Genomic DNA, 18,484 nt, shown 5'->3' with positions numbered 1-18,484 from the left:
ACCAGTGTCTTCTAAGCCCGATCAGTGACATCATAAATCAATCTTGGCGACGTAAGTAAGGCCAGTCGTTTGCACTGGCGAGTTTTTTTACCGACTCAAATACTTTTCAGCTCAGTCAATCAGCAAGGACAACCGAATGATTAAAACGCTTTACCCGCACATTCTGGCGCTTTCTCTCGCAACCGTAGCGACCACCTCACAGGCAGCCGACTGGTCTACCATCGTGAATCAAGCAAAAGGCCAAACAGTTTATTTTCACGCTTGGGGTGGCGACGAACACATAAACGATTACATTCAATGGGCCACTGATCGAGTTGATGAAGACTACGGAGTGACGGTGAAACACGTCAAGAACGTTGCGCCCAATGCTGTTAATCAGATTTTATCCGAAAAAACAGCCGGAAAGGATCAGGACGGCGCAGTCGATCTGATGTGGGTCAATGGCGAGAACTTCGCCAACATGAAAGCCAACGGTTTGTTGTACGGCGCGTTCACTCAAGACCTGCCAAACTATCAGTTAGTCGACATCGACAATAAACCCACGACTCTCTTTGACTTTACGGTTCCGGTAGATAATCTCGAAGCCCCCTGGGGCATGGCGCAACTGGTTTTTCAGCACAACACAGAGTATGTTCAACAACCACCACAATCCGCGCAGGAGTTGTTGACTTTTGCTCAAGAGAATCCCGGACGCTTTACCTATCCCGCACCTCCGGCCTTTCATGGCACGACCTTTGTCAAACAGGTCCTGCTCGAGTTAACGGCGGACATAGACATTCTGTATGCGCCCGTTTCGTTAGCCAATTTCGAAGAAGTGACACAACCGCTTTGGGACTATCTGGATGAACTCCATCCGTTAATGTGGCAAAAAGGCAACGTTTTTACCGATGGCGCACCGAAGATGAAGCAACTGTTAAACGACAGTGAAATTTATCTGTCACTCAGTTTCAATCCATTCGATGCCAGCAACGCCATTGCTAACGGCGACTTGCCCGATACCGTGCGCACACACATTCACCGTTCCGGCACCATTGCCAACACCCATTTTGTTGCCATTCCATACAACTCAGGCAGCGCAGAGGGTGCTATGGTGTTTGCCAATTTCCTGATGTCTCCGGAAGCTCAGGCTCGAAAAGCCAATCCGGAAATCTGGGGCGACCCTACCGTGTTAGCGATGAACAAGCTGACAGCGCAACAGAAAGCCTTGTTTGATGCATTGCCCAACGGTGCCGCGACACTGCCCCCTGAAGACTTGGCCAACGTGCTGCTGGAACCACACGCAAGCTGGGTTGAAGCGATTGAAAAAGCCTGGCTGACCCGGTACAGCCAGTAACCTATATAAAAAACCAGCACGGCTTGGCAATGTCCGTGCTGCCTTTCATCGTGACACATGGGGCAAACGATCCTGCCATGGCAACACTGAAGCGAAGCTCCGTGCTGACAGCCATTCCGGCATTGACGACCGCCGTATTCCTGATTCCGGTCATTCTCGGATTGATCGGCACTTGGTTACCCGCGTTCGGCTATTTCCCGGCCATCGGTCTGGATCAATTGTCGATGACACCGTGGGAAGAATGGTTCAATCACCCCAGCTATAAATCAGCCTTGCTAAAAACACTGTTCAGCGGCATCGGCGCTTCAGTGCTGTCACTTGTTATCACCTTTGTTTTATTGATCGGGGCTTATCCATCTGTCATGTTTCAGCGACTGGAGAGGCTGCTATCTCCAATTCTTTCCGTACCTCACGCAGCCTTTGCGATTGGCCTTGGTTTTCTATTGTCGCCAAGTGGTTGGTTAATTCGCTGGATTGAGTACATGACCGGGTGGTTTCCGGTTCCGCCAAACTGGACAACCTTTCAGGACCCCATGGGCGTGAGCCTGATCATCACACTGGCACTGAAAGAAACCCCATTTCTCTTATTCATGTCCCTCGCTGTGCTACCGTCTCTGAATGTCCAGAAAACGCGGTGGCTTGCCAATAGTATGGGGCGCTCAACCCGGTTTGCCTGGTACTGGTTATTGATCCCGCAGCTGTATCAGCAAATCAAATTACCTTTCTTTGCTGTGGTTGCGTTTTCGCTGACGGTTGTCGACATCGCCTTAATCGCCGGTCCCACGACGCCACCAACGCTCGCGGTTTTGATTACCCAACTATTCAATGACCCGGACCTGACAAATCGAACGGTCGGAGCGGCCGGCGCCACCTGGTTGTTAATTCTCGTTTCCATCGCTTTACTGATTATTCACCTGCTTGAGCCACCTTTACGCAGGCTTCGTCAATGGGCTATTCACTGTCGGCCTCAGACGCGACTTACGTTAAACTGGGAAGCCCCCGTTGCCCGTGCACTGACTCTATTGATGGCGCTAGCCTTTGCCGGATCCGCAGCAGTCACATTCATCTGGAGCTTAACACTGCGCTGGCGCTATCCGGACGTTTTACCTAGTCAGTTTTCAACGTTACCATGGTCACGCATACTCAATCGGATCGACGAACCGTTCTGGTGTACAGTTTGGTTAGCGTTACTGTCCGCGTTGATTGCATTGTTCCTGGTGATACTCGCACTGGAAAACGAAGTGCGCCTGCGTTGGTCGCAAAAAAAACTGAATACTCAGCGCATTGCCTGGCTGATCTATCTCCCCCTGTTGATCCCACAAGTCGCTTTTTTATTCGGTTTTCAGGTATTTCTGATCCAGACAGGTTGGGATGGGCAATTCACGGCATTGCTCTGGTCGCATCTGGTGTTCGTATTGCCCTATGTGTTTTTAACGCTCAGCGGTCCGTATCGAAACTTTGATGACCGCTACTTCTGGCTAGCGTTGACGTTAAAGCAACAACGGGGACCTGCCTATTGGCACATCAAGTTTCCGATTTTAATGCGCCCCATACTGTATGCCTTTGCCACCGGCTTTGCAGTGTCTATTGCACAGTACCTGCCCACAATCTTTATCGGGGCTGGTAAATATTCAACTATTACCACGGAGGCGGTGGCTATGGCGGCAGGCAGCGACCGCCGATTAATGGCGGTAATGGCGGTATGGCAGCAAAGCTTACCATTACTGATTTTTGCGCTGGCCACACTATTACCCGCCCTGCGTTTCCGTGAGCGCCAAAGCATGAGATAACCCAGACATGAACTCAATATTCACATTAAACCAGTATCAGATTTTCTTAAATAATCAGCCGCTTTTTCAGCCGTTGAGCACTCAACTGAGCACTGGTGAATTGTTGGCAATCACCGGTGCCAGTGGGTCTGGCAAATCGACAATCATGGCGGATATTTCCGGTGTGTTAGCACCCGTCTTTAACAGCCAAGGGCAGATACACCTCAATGGCCGGGACTTAAGGCCCTTGCCGGTCGAGCAACGCAAGGTCGGCATTTTGTTTCAAGACGATCTTCTGTTTCCGCATTTAAATGTTTACGAAAACCTGGTTTTCGGCTTGCCTGGGAAATGGTCCAAAACCGAAAAAAAAGAGCGCATCCATCAGGTGTTGCAACAAGCAACGCTCGCAGACTATCAAGACCGTGACATAGCCACCTTGTCCGGCGGACAACGTGCTCGCATTGCCTTACTCCGAACTTTGCTCTCCGAACCCGACTTAATTCTGCTCGACGAACCTTTTTCTAAATTGGATAAAGCACTGCGAGAGCAATTCCGCCCTTGGGTTTACGATCAGATCCGGCAGCTCAATATTCCTGCGATTCTGGTGACTCACGATCACGACGATATCCCAAAAGGTAGCCAAACTCTTCATCTGGAGATCCAACATGCTTGACCGACGCGCGCTAAAAATCATCAAACCCACTCTGGCAACTGCGGCACGCAGTTTCCACCGCGCTAACATCAAAGCAGACCATATCACCGTCACCGGTTTTGCCATTGGCATGCTGGCACTGCCTGCAATTGCTCTGGAATATTATGCTCTTGGTGCGATGCTTATTCTGTTGAACCGCTTGTGTGACGGTTTAGATGGAGAAGTCGCACGCTTATCCAGAGCGACCAATCGCGGCGCCTATCTGGATATCGTACTCGATTTCATTTTTTACTCGGCAATAGTCTTCGCGTTTGCGCTGGCGAACCCGAGCACCAATGCGCTGCCCGCGGCGGCACTCATTTTTTCGTTTATGGGCACTGGCTCCAGCTTTCTTGCGTTCGCTATCCTGGCCGAACGCTTGCAGTTGAGCTCAATGCACTACCCGAACAAGGGGTTTTATTACCTGAATGGCATTACAGAAGGGACGGAAACAATTCTGTTTTTGCTCAGTTTTTGTCTGTTTCCCAGCTGGTTTGCACCGTTGGCCTGGGTGTTTTTTACCTTATGCGTAATAACCACCATTACCCGAGTCATCGGCGGCGCTCATACCCTGAAACACGACTGAATTGAATCTGATTTCGAGTTGGATTGTGGAATTATTGAAAATAAAACGGTAATCGAGCGTCACGATTACCGTTTAATGCCGAGGCCTGTATCAGGAAGAGAAGACCCGGTTTTCCTGCTCCTGCACACGGATAAAGGTCGTCCGCTTAGACAGTTCTTTCAAGGCAGCTGCACCAACATAGGTACAGGTTGAGCGAACACCACCCTGAATATCCATCAATGTGGTTGCTAAAGCGCCGCGGTAAGGCACCTTGACCGTTTTACCTTCACTGGCCCGATAATTGGCAACACCACCATGGTATTTACCCATTGCGGTATCTGAACTCATACCGTAAAACAGTTTAAATTGTTTACCACCTTCTTCGATCAACTCACCACCACTTTCATCGTGGCCGGCCAGCATTCCGCCGAGCATGACAAAATCCGCACCGGCGCCAAAGGCTTTAGATACATCACCAGGGCAAGAACAACCGCCGTCAGAAATGACATGACCATTCAACCCGTGAGCGGCATCCGCGCATTCAATGGTTGCCGAAACCTGAGGGTAACCTACTCCGGTTTTCACCCGCGTAGTGCAAACTGAACCTGGTCCAATACCAACTTTGACGATATCAGCACCTGACAGCAGAAGCTCTTCAGCCATTTCCCCGGTGACCACATTGCCTGCGACAATGGTGATCTGTTGAAATTCGGCGCGTACCCTTCTTAAAAATTCAACAAAATGTTCTGAATAACCATTGGCAACGTCTATGCACACAAACTCAAGACCGACATCTAATCTCAAGATCTGCTTAAGCTTTTCGTAATCCGCTTCCGACGTTCCGGTCGAGACCATAACATGAGGCAACAAACTTTTATCAATGTCGTTGAGAAATGACTGCCACTGTTCGACGCTGTAATGTTTATGCACGGCAGTCAGCATCTTGTATTCAGCCATCACCTGAGCTGCTTCAAACGTGCCCACGGTATCCATATTGGCAGCAATGATCGGGACTCCGGTCCAGGTGCGTTTGGAGTTGCGAAAAGTATAGGTTCGTTCGAGGGAGACTTGAGACCGGGACTTCAATGTCGACCGTTTGGGTCGAATCATGACATCTTTAAATCCCAGTTTTATTTCGTTTTCAACGTGCATGGAAAGCTCCGGTTAATTGAGAGTCGACTAAGCCGGTGCCTAAGGCTACCACGGCTTGATTTGATCACCTACATCTTTTTTTGACTACATGGTCAAACTTTAAATGACCAAAACTGACGGCTTGAAAAAAACGCCATTCGATCTGTCAAGCCTGTCAAAAAACCAAGTTGCCAGACTGGCTGAATGAACTAAGTTGTTACTTGTATATAGGAATAAGGTGTACCTGTGATACAGCTTCTGAGAATAGCAACGGTTGTAGTGCTAAGCGCTGTGTCTTTGGTCAGTGCCCAAACCTACCGTATGACGTCATTGTCCTGGCCCCCCTACTCCGACCCCGATATTGCACAGCAGGGAGCGTCGGTTGCCGTGGCCAAGGCGGCTTTCCGAGCAATGGGTCATGATCTTCACGTTGATTTTTTCCCTTGGTCAAGAGCTGTCAGACTCGCACAAGTCGATAACAACTACATTGGCTATTTCCCGGAATACTTTTACCAGACCTCCCAATTCCTTTTTTCCGACCCGATTGGAACGGGACCTTTAGGGTTAGTGCAAAATATTGAAACACCGATTCAGTGGACGAAAGTGACGGATCTGAAGAAATATAGGCTGGGCGTGGTCCAGGATTATGTCAACACGGCTGAAATCGACCGGCTGATTGCCAATCGTGAAATCCTCGTAGAGGAGGTCATCACTGATGCACAGAACGTACTTAAAGTCGCCACAAATCGCATTGATACTGCGATTATCGACGCTAATGTTTTTAATTTCTTAACCACCGAAAATGCTTTCGTCAGTCGTATCGCCGACCGTGTCGAAATGAATCCGAAATACCTGGTCGATAAGCAGTTGTTCGTTTCATTTAGAAACAATACGATCGGCAAACAAGCCAGAGAAATTTTTAATGAGGGGCTGACGAAAATTGATATTGAAGAGATAATGTCCCGTTACATGACCGACGTCCGTAACGGGCAATAAACCTGCAGGCTATGAAGCATCTGCCTGCTTGCTTAGCCATGGCTTAAGCTTGAGCGGCCATAATACGTTCGTACTTTTCCATCAGCTGCTCTTTGTTCTCGACGTGCTCGGGATCATGAGGAATACAATCGACCGGGCACACTTGCTGACACTGAGGTTCGTCATAATGCCCAACACATTCTGTACACAGGTTTGGGTCGATCTCGTAAATTTCTTCACCTTCAGAAATCGCGCTGTTCGGGCACTCTGGCTCACATACATCGCAATTAATGCATTCATCGGTGATAAACAAAGCCATTTTACTATCCTCTAACGATCTTAAATTCGGTTGAACTACTTCGCAAAACGTTCATTCAGCGCTTGCTGAACAATAGGATGCACCATCTTGGACACATCACCTTTCAAATAGGCAATTTCACGGACAAAGGTAGACGATATAAACGAATATTGTTCTGACGGTGTTAAAAACAGGCTTTCCAGATCCGGAGCCAACACACGATTCATGTTGGCCAACTGAAACTCATATTCGAAATCGCTGACCACTCGCAGTCCGCGCAAAATGACCTGCGCTTTATGTTGCCGAGCGAATTCCACCAGCAAATTGCTGAAGCCGGCCACTTCAACATTACCAAAACCCTGTGTGACTTCACGCGCCAGGGAAACCCGTTTTTCCAGGCTGAACAGAGGTTTTTTCTTGGGGCTATCGGCAACCGCGACAATCACTTTGTCGAAATGGCGTAAACCACGCTCAATCAGGTCCATATGACCTAAGGTGATGGGATCAAAGGTGCCCGGGTAGATCGCTGTGCTCGACATACTGGTTGCTCATAGGTTTGAAAAAGCGCGCGCATGTTACCGTACACGCGCCAGATGGGCAATTACCGACCAAATAAACCCAGGATCGCGTTCATTAACCAGCTTTTGTAGGGTGGGTAAATCAGCTTCAAGCTATTTAAACGCTGCTTGGAGACGATAGGCTTCATCTTGGAAAAGGTCTGGAAACCATAATAACCGTGATAATGCCCCATGCCACTGGCACCAACACCGCCAAACGGCAGACTATCCATTGCCACATGAATGAGCGCCTCGTTAAACAGCAGTGCGCCACTGTGGGTTTTTTCAGTAAAGGTCGGTCGCAGCGCGGCCTCGTAACCATAGACATAAAGTGCCAATGGCCGTGGCCGGTCGTTAATGTAGTTCAGAGTTTCATCCAACTGTTTATACGCCATGACCGGCAAAATAGGACCAAATATCTCATCTTGCATCACCTGCATGTCGTCGGTCACGTCCGTCAACACAATGGGCGGAAGTTTACTGCCATAGTCCGACAGGTCATCGCTATCACCAGCAATGTAGACTTTGGCACCCTTCGCTTTCGCGTCTTCGATATAACCGATCAAGCGGGCTCGCTGCCGCGCGTTGATGATGGATGAGTATTCTTTGTTATTCACCGTATCGGCGAATTGGCGCTTGGCCTCGTTCAAGAAATGCTGAACAAAATTCTCTACCTGTTCCTCCGGACAAAAGACATAATCCGGTGCGACACAGGTCTGGCCGGCATTCAAACATTTAGGGTACACCAAACGTTCAGCTGCCTCGCGTAAGGGAATAGATCGATCGATCACGACCGGGCTTTTACCACCCAACTCCAGCGTCACGGGCGTCAAGTTGGCACTGGCGGCACGCATGATGTGCTTACCGACGGCCGTTGATCCGGTAAATAACAGATGATCAAACGGCAATTCTGAGAAAGCCTGCGCGACGGCGACCTCACCATTGACCACAGTCACCACCTCTTTGCCAAAGGTTTGGGTGATCAACTCCGCAAACAACGCCCCAAAAGCAGGCGTAAACTCCGACATTTTGATCATCGCATGATTGCCCGCCGACAATGCGGCGATGAGCGGCCCTACGGCCAGAAACAACGGATAGTTCCAAGGCACAATAATACCCACCAAACCAAGCGGCTGAGGAACCACTCGGGCACTGGCCGGTTGGAATAACATCGGTGCTAAAGTCCAGCGCGTGCGGGTCCAGCGCTTTAAGTGCCGCAGTGCATCATTAATCCCCATAATACTGGGCAAATATTCCGCACTGAGCGTTTCCATGTGCGCGCGACCGTTAAAATCGGCATCGATGGCGTCACAGATCACTTGCTGATTGTCGATCAACATCTGCTTCAACTTACGCAATCGACGGCGCCGCTCAGCCAGGTCCGGATAGGGATTGGCACGGTAGGATTTCTTTTGTTTTTTAAACAAATCAGACAGCCATTGCGTGCTATCAGCGTCAAACTCGGGTTGCACGGACACGAATGGCCCTCCTGCTTACAACAAAACCAGTAACTTACTCTGCGCGACCGTAGCGGTCAATTATGTCATCTGCAGCAAGCGAAACCGAACTTTACCACCGGTCTTATCTTTAACGGTCTGAAGTTCCGCAGGGATCAGGAAATGAGCCTGTTTGGGCGATTCAACATAGACATAACTTCCAAAATGCAGATGACCGTCACTGACCAGCATGGCCAGGGTTTCCTGCCACAAATCCAGATCAAAGGGCGGATCGACAAACACCAGATCAAACGACTCATTGGCCGACTGCAGATATTGTTGCGCGGTCATCTGCTTGACCTGACCATTTTCGAGTTTCAATGTGTTTAACGATTGCATCAATGCCCGCGCAGCGGCTCCCTGAGGCTCAACCATCACAGCGTGTTTCGCTTCACGCGATAACGCCTCAAGCCCGAGCGCACCCGTGCCGGCAAACAAATCAAGGACGGTCATGCCGGGAATATCAAACTGCAGCCAGTTAAACAGGGTTTCGCGAATCCGGTCCGCCGTAGGGCGTAAGCCGTCCAGCGCGGGAATCGGCAACTTACGACCGCGGTGCACACCTCCAATGATCCTCAGCGTGCTGGTTGCCGCTTTAGCGGGCGCTTTGCGTGATTTGTTCAAGGGTAAATTCTCTCATTCTATCCACAGCCTCAACCGTCACCTGTGACAGCCGGCGTGGTTGGTTCACAAAAAATTCAAACGGGATTTTATAGATCATTGCGGTCACCGCATACCGATGCAGTTGCTCAGCGCTGCGTTCGCGTTGCCCGGCAGACTGCAGGTAGGCCGCTAACACAGGCTCCAACTCCTCAGCTTTAACCGGACTGAATGAGTCACTGGACAGGGTTTGGTTAAAAACGACGTAACTGGTTGATCGGCGATGGTCCCATACCGCCTGCACGTCATAGCCGGCCAGACGTTGTTTCAGTATTTCAATCCACAACAGGAACGCGAGCTGATCCTCACCGCCCAACGCAGGCGCCTCCAAAGTCGCCAGGCCATTAACCGGTTCAGGCTCATTCACGATCCCAATACCGGAGAAAGGTCCGTTCTGAGCCGCGATCATATCAGCAACACCCTCTGGAATGGCGCCCGTCAACTGCCACCCCACTGGCGGCTGCGGCAACCATTGCTGCAAAAAAGACAGCAAAACCTGCACGTTGCCAGGGCTCGGCACCAGCGTTACAGTTCCAATCACAAAGCCGCCTTGTTGACGTATGTTCAGCGATAGAACATCCGGTACCGAAATCTGGCTCACCGGCATTTGGTTGAACGAAACGCTCAACTGCAGGTGCGGCGCCCCTGATAGCGGCAGTTGGCAGACAACGGCCTGGCAGGTTAGGTTTAAATGGTCGAGCGAGAAGCGCTGTGCTGGGGTTTCAGACACGGCAGTGTCCGGAGCGGGCCCCAAGCGGTTCAGGATAATCACTAATGGAATTGTTATGTAAATGATGATCCAGAGTGTACGTCGTTTAAAGTGAAACATTCGTCCATCCATTTTCACGAGCCGTTATGCTAGCATAGCGCCCCGTTTATCAACCGCTTACCGGTAACCAGCCATCATGTTCGGATTTTCAAAACGTAAAGACAAGCAAGCCAGCGAAGAAAAGACAGAGAAAGCGCAAAGTACCCCCTGGTTAGAACGCGTCAAAGCAGGTCTCAGCAAGACCAGCGCCTCTTTCTCAAGCGGCATCGCAACTGCCCTGCTGGGCCGAAAAACACTCGATGAAGACACGCTTGAAGAACTGGAAACGCTGTTATTGTCATCCGATGTCGGCATTGAAGCGACCCAGACCATTCTCGACAATCTGGTGGAACGGGTGTCACGCAAAGAATTAAAAGACAACAACGCGCTTATGACTGCATTGCAGGATACCTTGGTCGATCTGCTTACCCCAATTGAACATCCATTGATCATCGACGCCGAAAAAACACCGTATGTCATCCTGGTGGTCGGCGTGAATGGTGTCGGTAAAACGACCACTATCGGAAAAATGACCAAACGTTTTCAGGCAGAAGGTAAGTCCGTCATGCTGGCAGCAGGCGATACCTTCCGTGCTGCCGCAGTAGAACAGCTGCAAACCTGGGGTGAACGGAATCAGGTTCCGGTTATTGCTCAACATACCGGCGCCGACAGCGCATCGGTGATTTTTGATGCCGTTCAGGCTGCCAAAAGCCGCAACGTGGATGTCCTGATTGCCGATACCGCAGGTCGATTACACAACAAAGACAATCTGATGGCAGAACTGGAAAAAGTGTTGCGTGTCATGAAAAAAATTGATGACAGCGCGCCGCATGAAGTCCTGCTGGTACTGGACGCCGGCACCGGACAGAACGCTGTCAGCCAGGCAGAGTCTTTTACCAAGGTTGCGCCCCTGACGGGTATTGCCCTGACCAAGCTGGACGGTACCGCCAAAGGCGGCATTATCTTTGCGCTGGCGAGGAAGTTCGGCATTCCGGTTCGCTTTATCGGTGTCGGCGAACAGGTTGATGATTTAAATCGTTTCAATGCTCGCGAATTCGTCGATGCCTTATTAGGTTCTGACGCTTCATGATTCATTTTGATCAGGTCAGTAAGCGCTATGATGGGGGGTTCGAAGCCCTGTCTTCGTTGTCATTCAATATCGACAAAGGTGAATTTGTTTTTCTGACCGGTCATTCCGGAGCAGGAAAAAGCACGCTGCTGAAATTGATCACGGCTATTGAAAAGCCCTCATCGGGGCAAATTCGGGTCGATGGTATTCAACTGAAAACCATGAACCGCCGAGATATTGCCTTTTATCGCCGAAAGCTGGGGATTGTTCACCAGGATCATCAATTACTGATGAATCATTCCGTGTTCGACAACGTCGCCCAGCCATTAATTGTTGCCGGTGAAAATCCATCGGACATTAAACGCCGGGTACACGCCGCGCTGGACAAGGTAGGTCTGCTGAGCCGCGAAAAATTTAAACCGATTCAACTTTCTGGTGGTGAACAACAACGAGTCGGTATTGCCCGCGCTGTGGTTAAAAAACCCGATGTCATTTTGGCCGACGAACCCACGGGCAACCTCGACCCTGCACTGTCACGGGACATTATGTCCCTGTTCGCTCAGTTCAATGACATCGGCACTACCGTACTCATTGCCAGTCACGATCTCGGTCTGATCGCACGCCTCAACTACCGCGTATTGTCGCTGAAGCAGGGACGCATGATCACTTCACCGTTCGCCTCAGGAGCCGCCTAATGGCGAAAAACCGAGCTGCCACCAACCGTCGCCGCAATCGTGCACCGAAAGTCGACATCAAAGGCTGGTATCGCCATCACCTGATGTGCGCCAGATCGGCCCTCATGGGACTCATTCGCCAACCGATATCGAGTGCGTTGACCTGGCTAGTGATTGCTATCGCCCTGTTGTTGCCGACATTGTTTTATATCGCCTTACAGGCCATCAACACGCAAACGCAGGCCTGGCAGGAAGGCGGTCAGATCACGCTGTATTTGAACAACACCACAACAATCGATCAAGGCCAGGCGCTGGCTAATGAATTGCGCGCCAGACCGGAAGTCAGCACTGTGGAATACATCAGTAAACAACAGGCCTGGGATAGTTTTCGCAGTGTCCTGAGCCTGCAATCCGCATTGGAACTGGATGAAAATCCGCTGCCAGCCAGCATCGTTGTGGTGCCGATCGAACAGAGCATGGCCGATCTCGAAGCCCTTATTTTAATGCTGACCGATCTGGCGGATGTTGAAGACATCCAGATCGATCTGGCCTGGATTGAACGCCTAAACAACGTTTTGGACTTAATAGAGTCCATCGTACAGGTACTCAGTATCATTCTGGCAACGGCCGTTCTATTGATCGTCGGGAACACAATCCGCCTATCCATTGAGTCACGCAAGGCAGAAATCCAGATTATCAAGTTGCTTGGCGCCACCGACAACTATGTGCGCAGACCGTTTTTATACCTGGGTTTCTGGTATGGTCTGTCTGGTGGCTTGGCAGCCTGGTTGCTGTTAACGCTGATCAGCCTCAATTTTCAGAACCAACTTGACACATTTTTAGCCAGCTATGGGCTCACGGCCCCAGCTATATGGTTGAATGTCAGGGAATTCGGAATATTACTTTTGTCATCTATACTTGTGAGCCTGATGGGCGCCAGAATCGCGCTTTGGCGGCATCTGAAAGATACCGACCCGCAGTAATCTTGCCGGAAACAACCGCCAAGGTCTGTGATCTGCGGGCGTCAGTGTCACGTAAAAAAGGTAGCAAATATCCCATGACTGTTTTTAATGGTGTTCATGGGGTTTAAACATTCGGCCCAGCTTTCTATAATGCCCGGCTCGAGTGATTTTCACCGATCCTAATTTGGAGGAGAAAGAGTGAAGCTAAACCAAAGTGTTCCTGTACTCGCACTGGATACATTGTCACCAGGTCAGAACCTTGAAGCCTACATTACAACCGTTAATGGCTTTGAGTTACTCAGTGCTGAAGAAGAGAAAGAGTTGGCAGAGCGTCTGTATTACGATGAAGACCTCGAATCTGCCCGCCGCTTGGTTATGTCGCACCTTCGTTTCGTGGTGCACATTGCTAAAAGTTACTCAGGCTATGGTCTGAACCAGGGTGATTTAATTCAGGAAGGCAACGTCGGCCTGATGAAAGCCGTACGTCGCTTTAACCCTGAAGTCGGTGTCCGTCTGGTGTCCTTTGCCGTGCATTGGATCAAAGCCGAGATTCACGAATACATTTTGAAAAACTGGCGCATTGTCAAAATCGCCACCACCAAAGCGCAACGCAAGTTGTTTTTCAACCTGCGCAGCTCCAAAAAGCGTCTTGGCTGGTTGAATGAGAACGAGGCACAGGCCATCGCAGATGACCTGGGAGTCAACAAAAAGACCGTTTACGATATGGAAGGCCGCCTGACCGCATCAGACGCCGCCTTTGACGGTTTTAATGACGATGACGACGACGGTATCGCGTTTCACCCATCCGATTACCTGATGAATGAAGCAGATGATCCGGCGCTTGCTGTAGAGCGTGCCAATTACAGTGATGATGCGCATGGCCAGCTGTTTGAAGCATTAGAAGACCTCGACGAACGCTCACGAGATATTATTCAACAGCGCTGGTTAAGCGATGAAAAAGCAACGCTCCACGAATTGGCTGATAAATACAGTGTGTCAGCTGAACGTATCCGTCAGCTCGAAAAGAATGCGATGAATAAAGTTAAAAAAGTAATGACAATCGAGTTCTAATTACTTTTACTAATACACAAAAAGCCGCCCAGTGCGGCTTTTTTTATGAAATTAGGAGACGTTCATGAATCGTTTCGCATTAACGGCCGGCGCCCTATTTTGTGGTTTATCTGTCGCTCTGGGGGCATTCGGTGCTCACGCCATTGCCGACCTGGTTAGTGCTGCCAGACTGGATACCTGGCATACGGCCAGTCGCTACCTGATGAGCCATGGTCTTGCGTTACTGCTATTTGGCACTCTCTCCGTCATCGCTAGAACCCCGTTCAAACGTCCAGTTTACTTGCTATTTGCCGGAACATCCGTATTCTGCGCCAGCCTTTTTTTATTGGTTATTCTGGACACCCCATGGTTGGGTGCTATCGCCCCACTGGGTGGTGTTCTGATGATTGCTGGTTGGGCGGATTCCGCCTTTCGCCTTTACTATTTGACTGTAACCGAGAATTAACATGATCGACCAAGACCAACCCTTTCAGCGTAAAATCCGCAGCTTTGTCATGCGCGCCACTCGTATGACGGACGGCCAGAAAAAGAGTCTGGATCAAAACTGGGCGAAATTCGGTTTGCACATGGCGGATGGCCCGCTGTCAATTCCGGAAACCTTCGGTCGTGATGCGGACACCGTGTTGGAAATTGGTTTCGGTATGGGCGACTCCTTTGTCGATATGGCCATTGCAGCCCCGGAAAAGAATTTTATCGGTATTGAAGTCCACCTGCCGGGTATCGGACGCATGCTCAACCGCACTGAAACCGAGCAGGTTCCGAACATTCGCTGCTATAAAGAAGACGCCGTCGAAATTTTAAAAGACTGCATAGAAGACCAGGCGTTAAGCACCGTACAGCTGTTCTTTCCAGACCCTTGGCACAAAAAGAAACACCATAAACGCCGTATCGTTCAGCCCGAGTTTGCCGAACTGCTGCGTCGCAAACTGAAAACAGATGGAACCTTCCACATGGCGACCGACTGGGAAAACTATGCGGAACACATGCTGGAAGTCATGGAAGCGGCACCGGGATTCGAAAACGTCAGCGGTGCTGGACAGTACACCAATGGCCGACCAGCCCACCGCCCAGTCACAAAATTTGAAAAACGCGGCCAAAAACTTGGACACGGAGTTTGGGACCTTATTTACCGCAAGGTAGACTAACAAGGCAAAGTTCGGTTCTCCGCGCCGAGCCATATAGGGACTTCGGCGCAATCGCTTCAAAAAGTTAATACCATCGGTTTAATCAATAACATGGGCGGCAAGATTCTTTACATTCCCGGCCTAAGGCTCAATCAGTAAAGCTCCTGTGCTGCGAGCCTATTGTTCAATGATCCGACAATATTGGCCGCTGTTGAATTTTTGCTTATTGTTTTTTTGGGAACGTTGTACAGTCATTCTTCATCAGCTGGCCCGGTGCTTCGATTCAGGGGTAGATGAGTCTTTCGGCCACCGCGCATGAGTCCGCTTACGCTGGTGCGACCTTAATCAGTGGCCTACTTATCTTCTTCGCTGGCGAGCTGATTGACCGGGTACCCTTGAAGAACTTCCTGACCTTGGCCGCATCGAGGCACACAGTTGCAGCCCTGTTGCGGTTTCTGGGTTTGTCGTTTGCGACCAGCATGACGCTCGGCGCAATGTATACTGGCGCGTGGGTCGCATTTTTTATGATGGCCAAACTGGGGGCAGGTATCGGGATGATGGGGCCGATTTCGAATTCATTATGGGCGGAAGTTTATGGCACAGGCACATCGGCTCCATCCGGGTACTGCTGAGGTCCAACATGATCGAAAGCACCTCGGCTCCACTTTTTCTATTGGGCCTGGCCATGGAGGCTGACATAAATGGTTCGCAATTGCTCGGAGGTATGAGTGGCTATGCGTTTGTCGTCAGCTTGATCCCTCTGTCTCCCTATCGCGGTATAGCTGTCAGCGGCTCCCCCGGAAACTTTGTTTTTCCTAGTCTCCACTGCAATAGAATCACCCAAAACCACGGCATCAACGCAACCGCAAAACCGGCCGTTTGTTTCAGGACGAGAAATGATATCATCCACAGGACCAGCACATTACTGGCAGCGTGCAATACCATCAGTAACCAAATACTCCCTGTGCGATTTAACACCCAAACGTAGAGATAGGACATTCCAATCAGCGCCATAATATTGCCGGCTACCGCAGTCAGCAAAGTCAATACTATCGGCAGCATCGACTGATCGGCCATAGCTTGTAACGTTTGCGTTATGACAATCGGCAGGTGCCAGAGTGACCATATCAGACCCATGACCCAAATATAACGCTCCCCTGAATAACGAACTCTTAAAATGGGTAACATGTAACCACGCCAGCCAGGTTCTTCACCCAGCCCACTGCGCAGAATCTGAATCACAAAAAGAGCGGCGATCCAGCCTAAAGAGTACTCACTGGCTTGAAGGCCTCCTAAGACGGTGAAAAGCACAAATGGGATTCCACCAATAACTAGGACCAAGAGCAAAACCATGCCGTACCAAGAGGGTGTCACACGCCAATAGGTGATCTGCTGCCTCCAATACCGCAACCCTGATCTATCACCGGCAAATCGAATTGAGATATAAGCACCGAGCAACGGCCCATAGACGCCTAAAAAGAAAAGCGCACTCAGCGTCGCATGTAATGCTCCTTCAAAACCGGTAATCCAGAGCTGATGATACGTATCGAAATTAGGCATCAGCAGATTGTTGCAAGACGCCAAAATCAAGCCAGGCGTCCAGCACAGCCAAGTAAACCCGAAAGCAACCATGAGGAAACGACCAAGCCCGCTCTGAGAATGTGATGCCGGCGTCGAAAGTTGAGTAGCCATAGACGGATTCCTTAATGTGGTTGATCGGATTAAGAAAGACCCACGGATACTCTAGCACTATGCACAAACGACACGGGAAAATGTTGGTAAAGCCTGATTTGCATCAGGCTGATCTAACTCGTCTACTCAAGGCATCAGAAACGCCTTAACGGTCTGCACTAACTGTTCTGCGTCTTCTTCGTTATCGGCCTCGGCAAAGATACGCAGCAAGGGTTCTGTACCGGAGAAACGGGCAATTACCCAGGAGTCGTTTTCAAAGGTAATTTTCGCGCCATCGGCGTAGCTGACATTGGCAATCGGTTTCGGGAATACCGGTAACTTTTTGTCTTCGTATACCATGTCCCAAATCCGCTGACGATCCGCCGCGCGGAATGTGCAATCGCCCGAGGCTGTTACAAAATTACCGTACTTGCCATATATCTCACTGAGCAGTTCAGACAATTTCTTACCCGTCACGCTGATCAATTCCACCAACAGCGACCCAGCAAAAATACCGTCTTTACCTTTGATGTGACCACGAATCGTCAAGCCACCAGAGCTTTCCCCGCCGATCAATGAATTGTCCGCTTCCATGGCTTCAGAGATATGCTTGAAACCCACCGGCACTTCAAAACACTTCTCACCGTGATCCGCCGCGATCTTGTCCAACAGATGAGTGGTGGCGACATTACGGACTACACTGCCCTTCAAGCCTTTGTACTCCAACAAGTAGTAATACAGCAACGCCAGCACTTCGTTCGGGTGCACAAACCGGCCGGTCTCATCGATGATGCCCAGTCGGTCCGCGTCACCGTCGGTCCCGATTCCAAGGTCATAGCCTTTTTCCGGTACCAGGTGTGACAGCTTGAACAGCGTATGCGCCGTGGGCGACGGCAAACGGCCACCAAAGGTTGTATCGTGGCGATCATTAATAACATCGACGTCACAGCGTGCCGATATCAGCACCGCTTGTAACGAAGTTTTTGCCACACCGTACATCGGGTCGAGCAAAATTTTCAGATTCGCGTTTTTGATCGCCTCGACATTAACACCCGCCAGAATGGCATCAATAAATTCATTCAACGGACGGATGATTTGGATTTTGCCACTGGCAATGCCGTCTTCGAATTCCAGACGTTTGATGTCGGTGGCTTGTAAGTCAGCGATCTCGGACTCGATTACATCGGTCAATGTTTCGGTTGCATCACGACCACCATCGGCAAACAACTTAATCCCATTATAGTCTGCGGGGTTGTGCGACGCCGTGATGCAGGCACCATAGGGCAGGTTATTGGTTTTTACGCAAAACATGACCACCGGTGTCGGTACCGGCTTGTCGATCAACTCCACCTGAATACTGTTTGCGGCCAAGACTTCGGCCAACCATTTTGACGCTTTGTCGGACAGGAAACGACGATCATAGCCAATTACAAAGGGCGCAAAAGCGACACCTTGTTTGTGCATGAGATTTGCCATTGCCTGGCCCACTTTACGGACGTTCTCGGCGGTAAATTCTTCACCGATAAAGGCACGCCAACCACCTGTTCCAAATTGAATCATGTTGTCACCTATGTAGAGCTGTCATATTCAGCAATAAGTCGAGGATTCGCTGAAACCAGCAGGAACCCCC

At 50.2% G+C, this 18,484-nt stretch carries 20 protein-coding genes; 12 read left to right on the top strand and 8 right to left on the bottom strand.

Annotation, left to right across the window (positions count from 1 at the left end):
* The first annotated feature begins 136 nt into the window (after positions 1 to 136).
* From IYN85_RS00200 to IYN85_RS00185, 4 genes are all read left to right on the top strand, one after another.
* The gene (locus IYN85_RS00200; protein ID WP_196156851.1) at positions 137 to 1,333 is read left to right on the top strand and encodes an ABC transporter substrate-binding protein; all 1,197 of its coding nucleotides are present in this window, start codon (positions 137 to 139) and stop codon (positions 1,331 to 1,333) included.
* Between the two features lie 77 nt (positions 1,334 to 1,410).
* Positions 1,411 to 3,123 carry an ABC transporter permease gene (locus IYN85_RS00195; protein WP_196156850.1) on the top strand — a complete coding sequence of 571 codons (1,713 nt, stop codon included), beginning with the start codon at positions 1,411 to 1,413 and terminating at the stop codon, positions 3,121 to 3,123.
* Positions 3,124 to 3,130: 7 nt separating this feature from the next.
* Positions 3,131 to 3,775, top strand: a complete 645-nt coding sequence (locus IYN85_RS00190; RefSeq protein ID WP_230390386.1) for an ATP-binding cassette domain-containing protein — start codon at positions 3,131 to 3,133, stop codon at positions 3,773 to 3,775.
* Positions 3,768 to 4,379 (top strand): CDP-alcohol phosphatidyltransferase family protein, encoded by a 612-nt coding sequence (locus IYN85_RS00185; RefSeq protein WP_196156849.1) that lies wholly within the window; start codon positions 3,768 to 3,770, stop codon positions 4,377 to 4,379. Before IYN85_RS00190 ends, IYN85_RS00185 begins: the two co-directional genes overlap by 8 nt.
* Positions 4,380 to 4,469: 90 nt before the next feature.
* Here IYN85_RS00185 and IYN85_RS00180 read toward each other — a convergent pair whose 3' ends face one another.
* Positions 4,470 to 5,510 carry a GMP reductase gene (locus tag IYN85_RS00180; protein WP_196156848.1) on the bottom strand — a complete coding sequence of 347 codons (1,041 nt, stop codon included), beginning with the start codon at positions 5,508 to 5,510 and terminating at the stop codon, positions 4,470 to 4,472.
* Between the two features lie 225 nt (positions 5,511 to 5,735).
* Here IYN85_RS00180 and IYN85_RS00175 point away from each other — a divergent pair, with 225 nt between their 5' ends.
* Positions 5,736 to 6,485: a substrate-binding periplasmic protein gene (locus IYN85_RS00175; protein WP_370592122.1), complete on the top strand. Its 750-nt coding sequence runs from the start codon at positions 5,736 to 5,738 to the stop codon at positions 6,483 to 6,485.
* A gap of 43 nt (positions 6,486 to 6,528) precedes the next feature.
* Here the strand turns inward: IYN85_RS00175 and IYN85_RS00170 are convergent, their stop codons facing one another.
* The 5 genes from IYN85_RS00170 to IYN85_RS00150 form a co-directional block, all read right to left on the bottom strand.
* Positions 6,529 to 6,783 (bottom strand): YfhL family 4Fe-4S dicluster ferredoxin, encoded by a 255-nt coding sequence (locus IYN85_RS00170; RefSeq protein ID WP_196156847.1) that lies wholly within the window; start codon positions 6,781 to 6,783, stop codon positions 6,529 to 6,531.
* Between the two features lie 35 nt (positions 6,784 to 6,818).
* Positions 6,819 to 7,301: a pantetheine-phosphate adenylyltransferase gene (coaD, locus tag IYN85_RS00165; protein ID WP_196156846.1), complete on the bottom strand. Its 483-nt coding sequence runs from the start codon at positions 7,299 to 7,301 to the stop codon at positions 6,819 to 6,821.
* Positions 7,302 to 7,363: 62 nt separating this feature from the next.
* Complete coding sequence (locus IYN85_RS00160; protein WP_196156845.1) at positions 7,364 to 8,797, bottom strand: coniferyl aldehyde dehydrogenase; 1,434 nt, start codon at positions 8,795 to 8,797, stop codon at positions 7,364 to 7,366.
* 60 nt (positions 8,798 to 8,857) lie between these two features.
* Entirely contained in the window at positions 8,858 to 9,439 is a 582-nt protein-coding gene (rsmD, locus tag IYN85_RS00155; protein WP_196156844.1) for a 16S rRNA (guanine(966)-N(2))-methyltransferase RsmD, read from the bottom strand.
* A complete protein-coding gene (locus IYN85_RS00150) occupies positions 9,411 to 10,304 on the bottom strand; it encodes a hypothetical protein (RefSeq protein ID WP_196156843.1) in 894 nt (297 codons plus the stop codon). Before IYN85_RS00150 ends, rsmD begins: the two co-directional genes overlap by 29 nt.
* A 76-nt stretch (positions 10,305 to 10,380) precedes the next feature.
* Here IYN85_RS00150 and ftsY point away from each other — a divergent pair, with 76 nt between their 5' ends.
* The 7 genes from ftsY (at position 10,381) to IYN85_RS00115 (ending at position 15,815) form a co-directional block, all read left to right on the top strand.
* Positions 10,381 to 11,373, top strand: a complete 993-nt coding sequence (gene ftsY / locus IYN85_RS00145) for a signal recognition particle-docking protein FtsY (RefSeq protein WP_196156842.1) — start codon at positions 10,381 to 10,383, stop codon at positions 11,371 to 11,373.
* Positions 11,370 to 12,047, top strand: a complete 678-nt coding sequence (gene ftsE, locus IYN85_RS00140) for a cell division ATP-binding protein FtsE (RefSeq protein WP_196156841.1) — start codon at positions 11,370 to 11,372, stop codon at positions 12,045 to 12,047. The genes ftsY and ftsE overlap by 4 nt, the downstream gene beginning before the upstream one ends.
* Positions 12,047 to 13,009 (top strand): permease-like cell division protein FtsX, encoded by a 963-nt coding sequence (gene ftsX / locus IYN85_RS00135; protein WP_196156840.1) that lies wholly within the window; start codon positions 12,047 to 12,049, stop codon positions 13,007 to 13,009. Before ftsE ends, ftsX begins: the two co-directional genes overlap by 1 nt.
* A 177-nt stretch (positions 13,010 to 13,186) precedes the next feature.
* On the top strand, positions 13,187 to 14,059 hold the full coding sequence (gene rpoH / locus IYN85_RS00130) for an RNA polymerase sigma factor RpoH (protein ID WP_196156839.1): 873 nt from the start codon (positions 13,187 to 13,189) through the stop codon (positions 14,057 to 14,059).
* Between the two features lie 64 nt (positions 14,060 to 14,123).
* Entirely contained in the window at positions 14,124 to 14,504 is a 381-nt protein-coding gene (locus IYN85_RS00125) for a DUF423 domain-containing protein (protein ID WP_196156838.1), read from the top strand.
* Position 14,505: 1 nt separating this feature from the next.
* Positions 14,506 to 15,204: a tRNA (guanosine(46)-N7)-methyltransferase TrmB gene (gene trmB / locus IYN85_RS00120; protein WP_196156837.1), complete on the top strand. Its 699-nt coding sequence runs from the start codon at positions 14,506 to 14,508 to the stop codon at positions 15,202 to 15,204.
* 272 nt (positions 15,205 to 15,476) lie between these two features.
* Complete coding sequence (locus tag IYN85_RS00115; RefSeq protein WP_196156836.1) at positions 15,477 to 15,815, top strand: hypothetical protein; 339 nt, start codon at positions 15,477 to 15,479, stop codon at positions 15,813 to 15,815.
* Between the two features lie 136 nt (positions 15,816 to 15,951).
* On the opposite strand, the gene IYN85_RS00110 is transcribed toward IYN85_RS00115, so the two are convergent.
* Together IYN85_RS00110 and IYN85_RS00105 are read right to left on the bottom strand one after the other, a co-directional pair.
* On the bottom strand, positions 15,952 to 16,875 hold the full coding sequence (locus IYN85_RS00110) for a CPBP family intramembrane glutamic endopeptidase (protein ID WP_196156835.1): 924 nt from the start codon (positions 16,873 to 16,875) through the stop codon (positions 15,952 to 15,954).
* A gap of 126 nt (positions 16,876 to 17,001) precedes the next feature.
* Positions 17,002 to 18,414, bottom strand: a complete 1,413-nt coding sequence (locus IYN85_RS00105) for a phosphoglucomutase/phosphomannomutase family protein (RefSeq protein WP_196156834.1) — start codon at positions 18,412 to 18,414, stop codon at positions 17,002 to 17,004.
* Positions 18,415 to 18,484 lie beyond the last annotated feature (70 nt).

Origin of the sequence: Reinekea sp. G2M2-21, assembly GCF_015687175.1 — a bacterium.
In the GTDB taxonomy this organism is placed as follows: Bacteria; Pseudomonadota; Gammaproteobacteria; order Pseudomonadales; family Natronospirillaceae; genus Reinekea.
Note: the sequence above shows the minus strand (reverse complement) of the source record. Positions and strands in the feature narration are given on the sequence as shown.

Bases quoted from the DNA above. Each gene is read 5' to 3' on its own strand.
- IYN85_RS00185 (WP_196156849.1), top strand. From the start codon at position 3,768: ATGCTTGACCGACGCGCGCTAAAAATCATCAAACCCACTCTGGCAACT.
- IYN85_RS00195 (WP_196156850.1), top strand. From the start codon at position 1,411: ATGGCAACACTGAAGCGAAGCTCCGTGCTGACAGCCATTCCGGCATTG.
- ftsX (WP_196156840.1), top strand. From the start codon at position 12,047: ATGGCGAAAAACCGAGCTGCCACCAACCGTCGCCGCAATCGTGCACCG.
- IYN85_RS00115 (WP_196156836.1), top strand. From the start codon at position 15,477: ATGAGTCTTTCGGCCACCGCGCATGAGTCCGCTTACGCTGGTGCGACC.
- IYN85_RS00125 (WP_196156838.1), top strand. From the start codon at position 14,124: ATGAATCGTTTCGCATTAACGGCCGGCGCCCTATTTTGTGGTTTATCT.
- ftsE (WP_196156841.1), top strand. From the start codon at position 11,370: ATGATTCATTTTGATCAGGTCAGTAAGCGCTATGATGGGGGGTTCGAA.
- IYN85_RS00180 (WP_196156848.1), bottom strand. From the start codon at position 5,510: ATGCACGTTGAAAACGAAATAAAACTGGGATTTAAAGATGTCATGATT.
- ftsY (WP_196156842.1), top strand. From the start codon at position 10,381: ATGTTCGGATTTTCAAAACGTAAAGACAAGCAAGCCAGCGAAGAAAAG.
- IYN85_RS00110 (WP_196156835.1), bottom strand. From the start codon at position 16,875: ATGGCTACTCAACTTTCGACGCCGGCATCACATTCTCAGAGCGGGCTT.
- IYN85_RS00200 (WP_196156851.1), top strand. From the start codon at position 137: ATGATTAAAACGCTTTACCCGCACATTCTGGCGCTTTCTCTCGCAACC.
- IYN85_RS00170 (WP_196156847.1), bottom strand. From the start codon at position 6,783: ATGGCTTTGTTTATCACCGATGAATGCATTAATTGCGATGTATGTGAG.
- IYN85_RS00105 (WP_196156834.1), bottom strand. From the start codon at position 18,414: ATGATTCAATTTGGAACAGGTGGTTGGCGTGCCTTTATCGGTGAAGAA.
- coaD (WP_196156846.1), bottom strand. From the start codon at position 7,301: ATGTCGAGCACAGCGATCTACCCGGGCACCTTTGATCCCATCACCTTA.
- IYN85_RS00150 (WP_196156843.1), bottom strand. From the start codon at position 10,304: ATGTTTCACTTTAAACGACGTACACTCTGGATCATCATTTACATAACA.
- trmB (WP_196156837.1), top strand. From the start codon at position 14,506: ATGATCGACCAAGACCAACCCTTTCAGCGTAAAATCCGCAGCTTTGTC.
- IYN85_RS00190 (WP_230390386.1), top strand. From the start codon at position 3,131: ATGAACTCAATATTCACATTAAACCAGTATCAGATTTTCTTAAATAAT.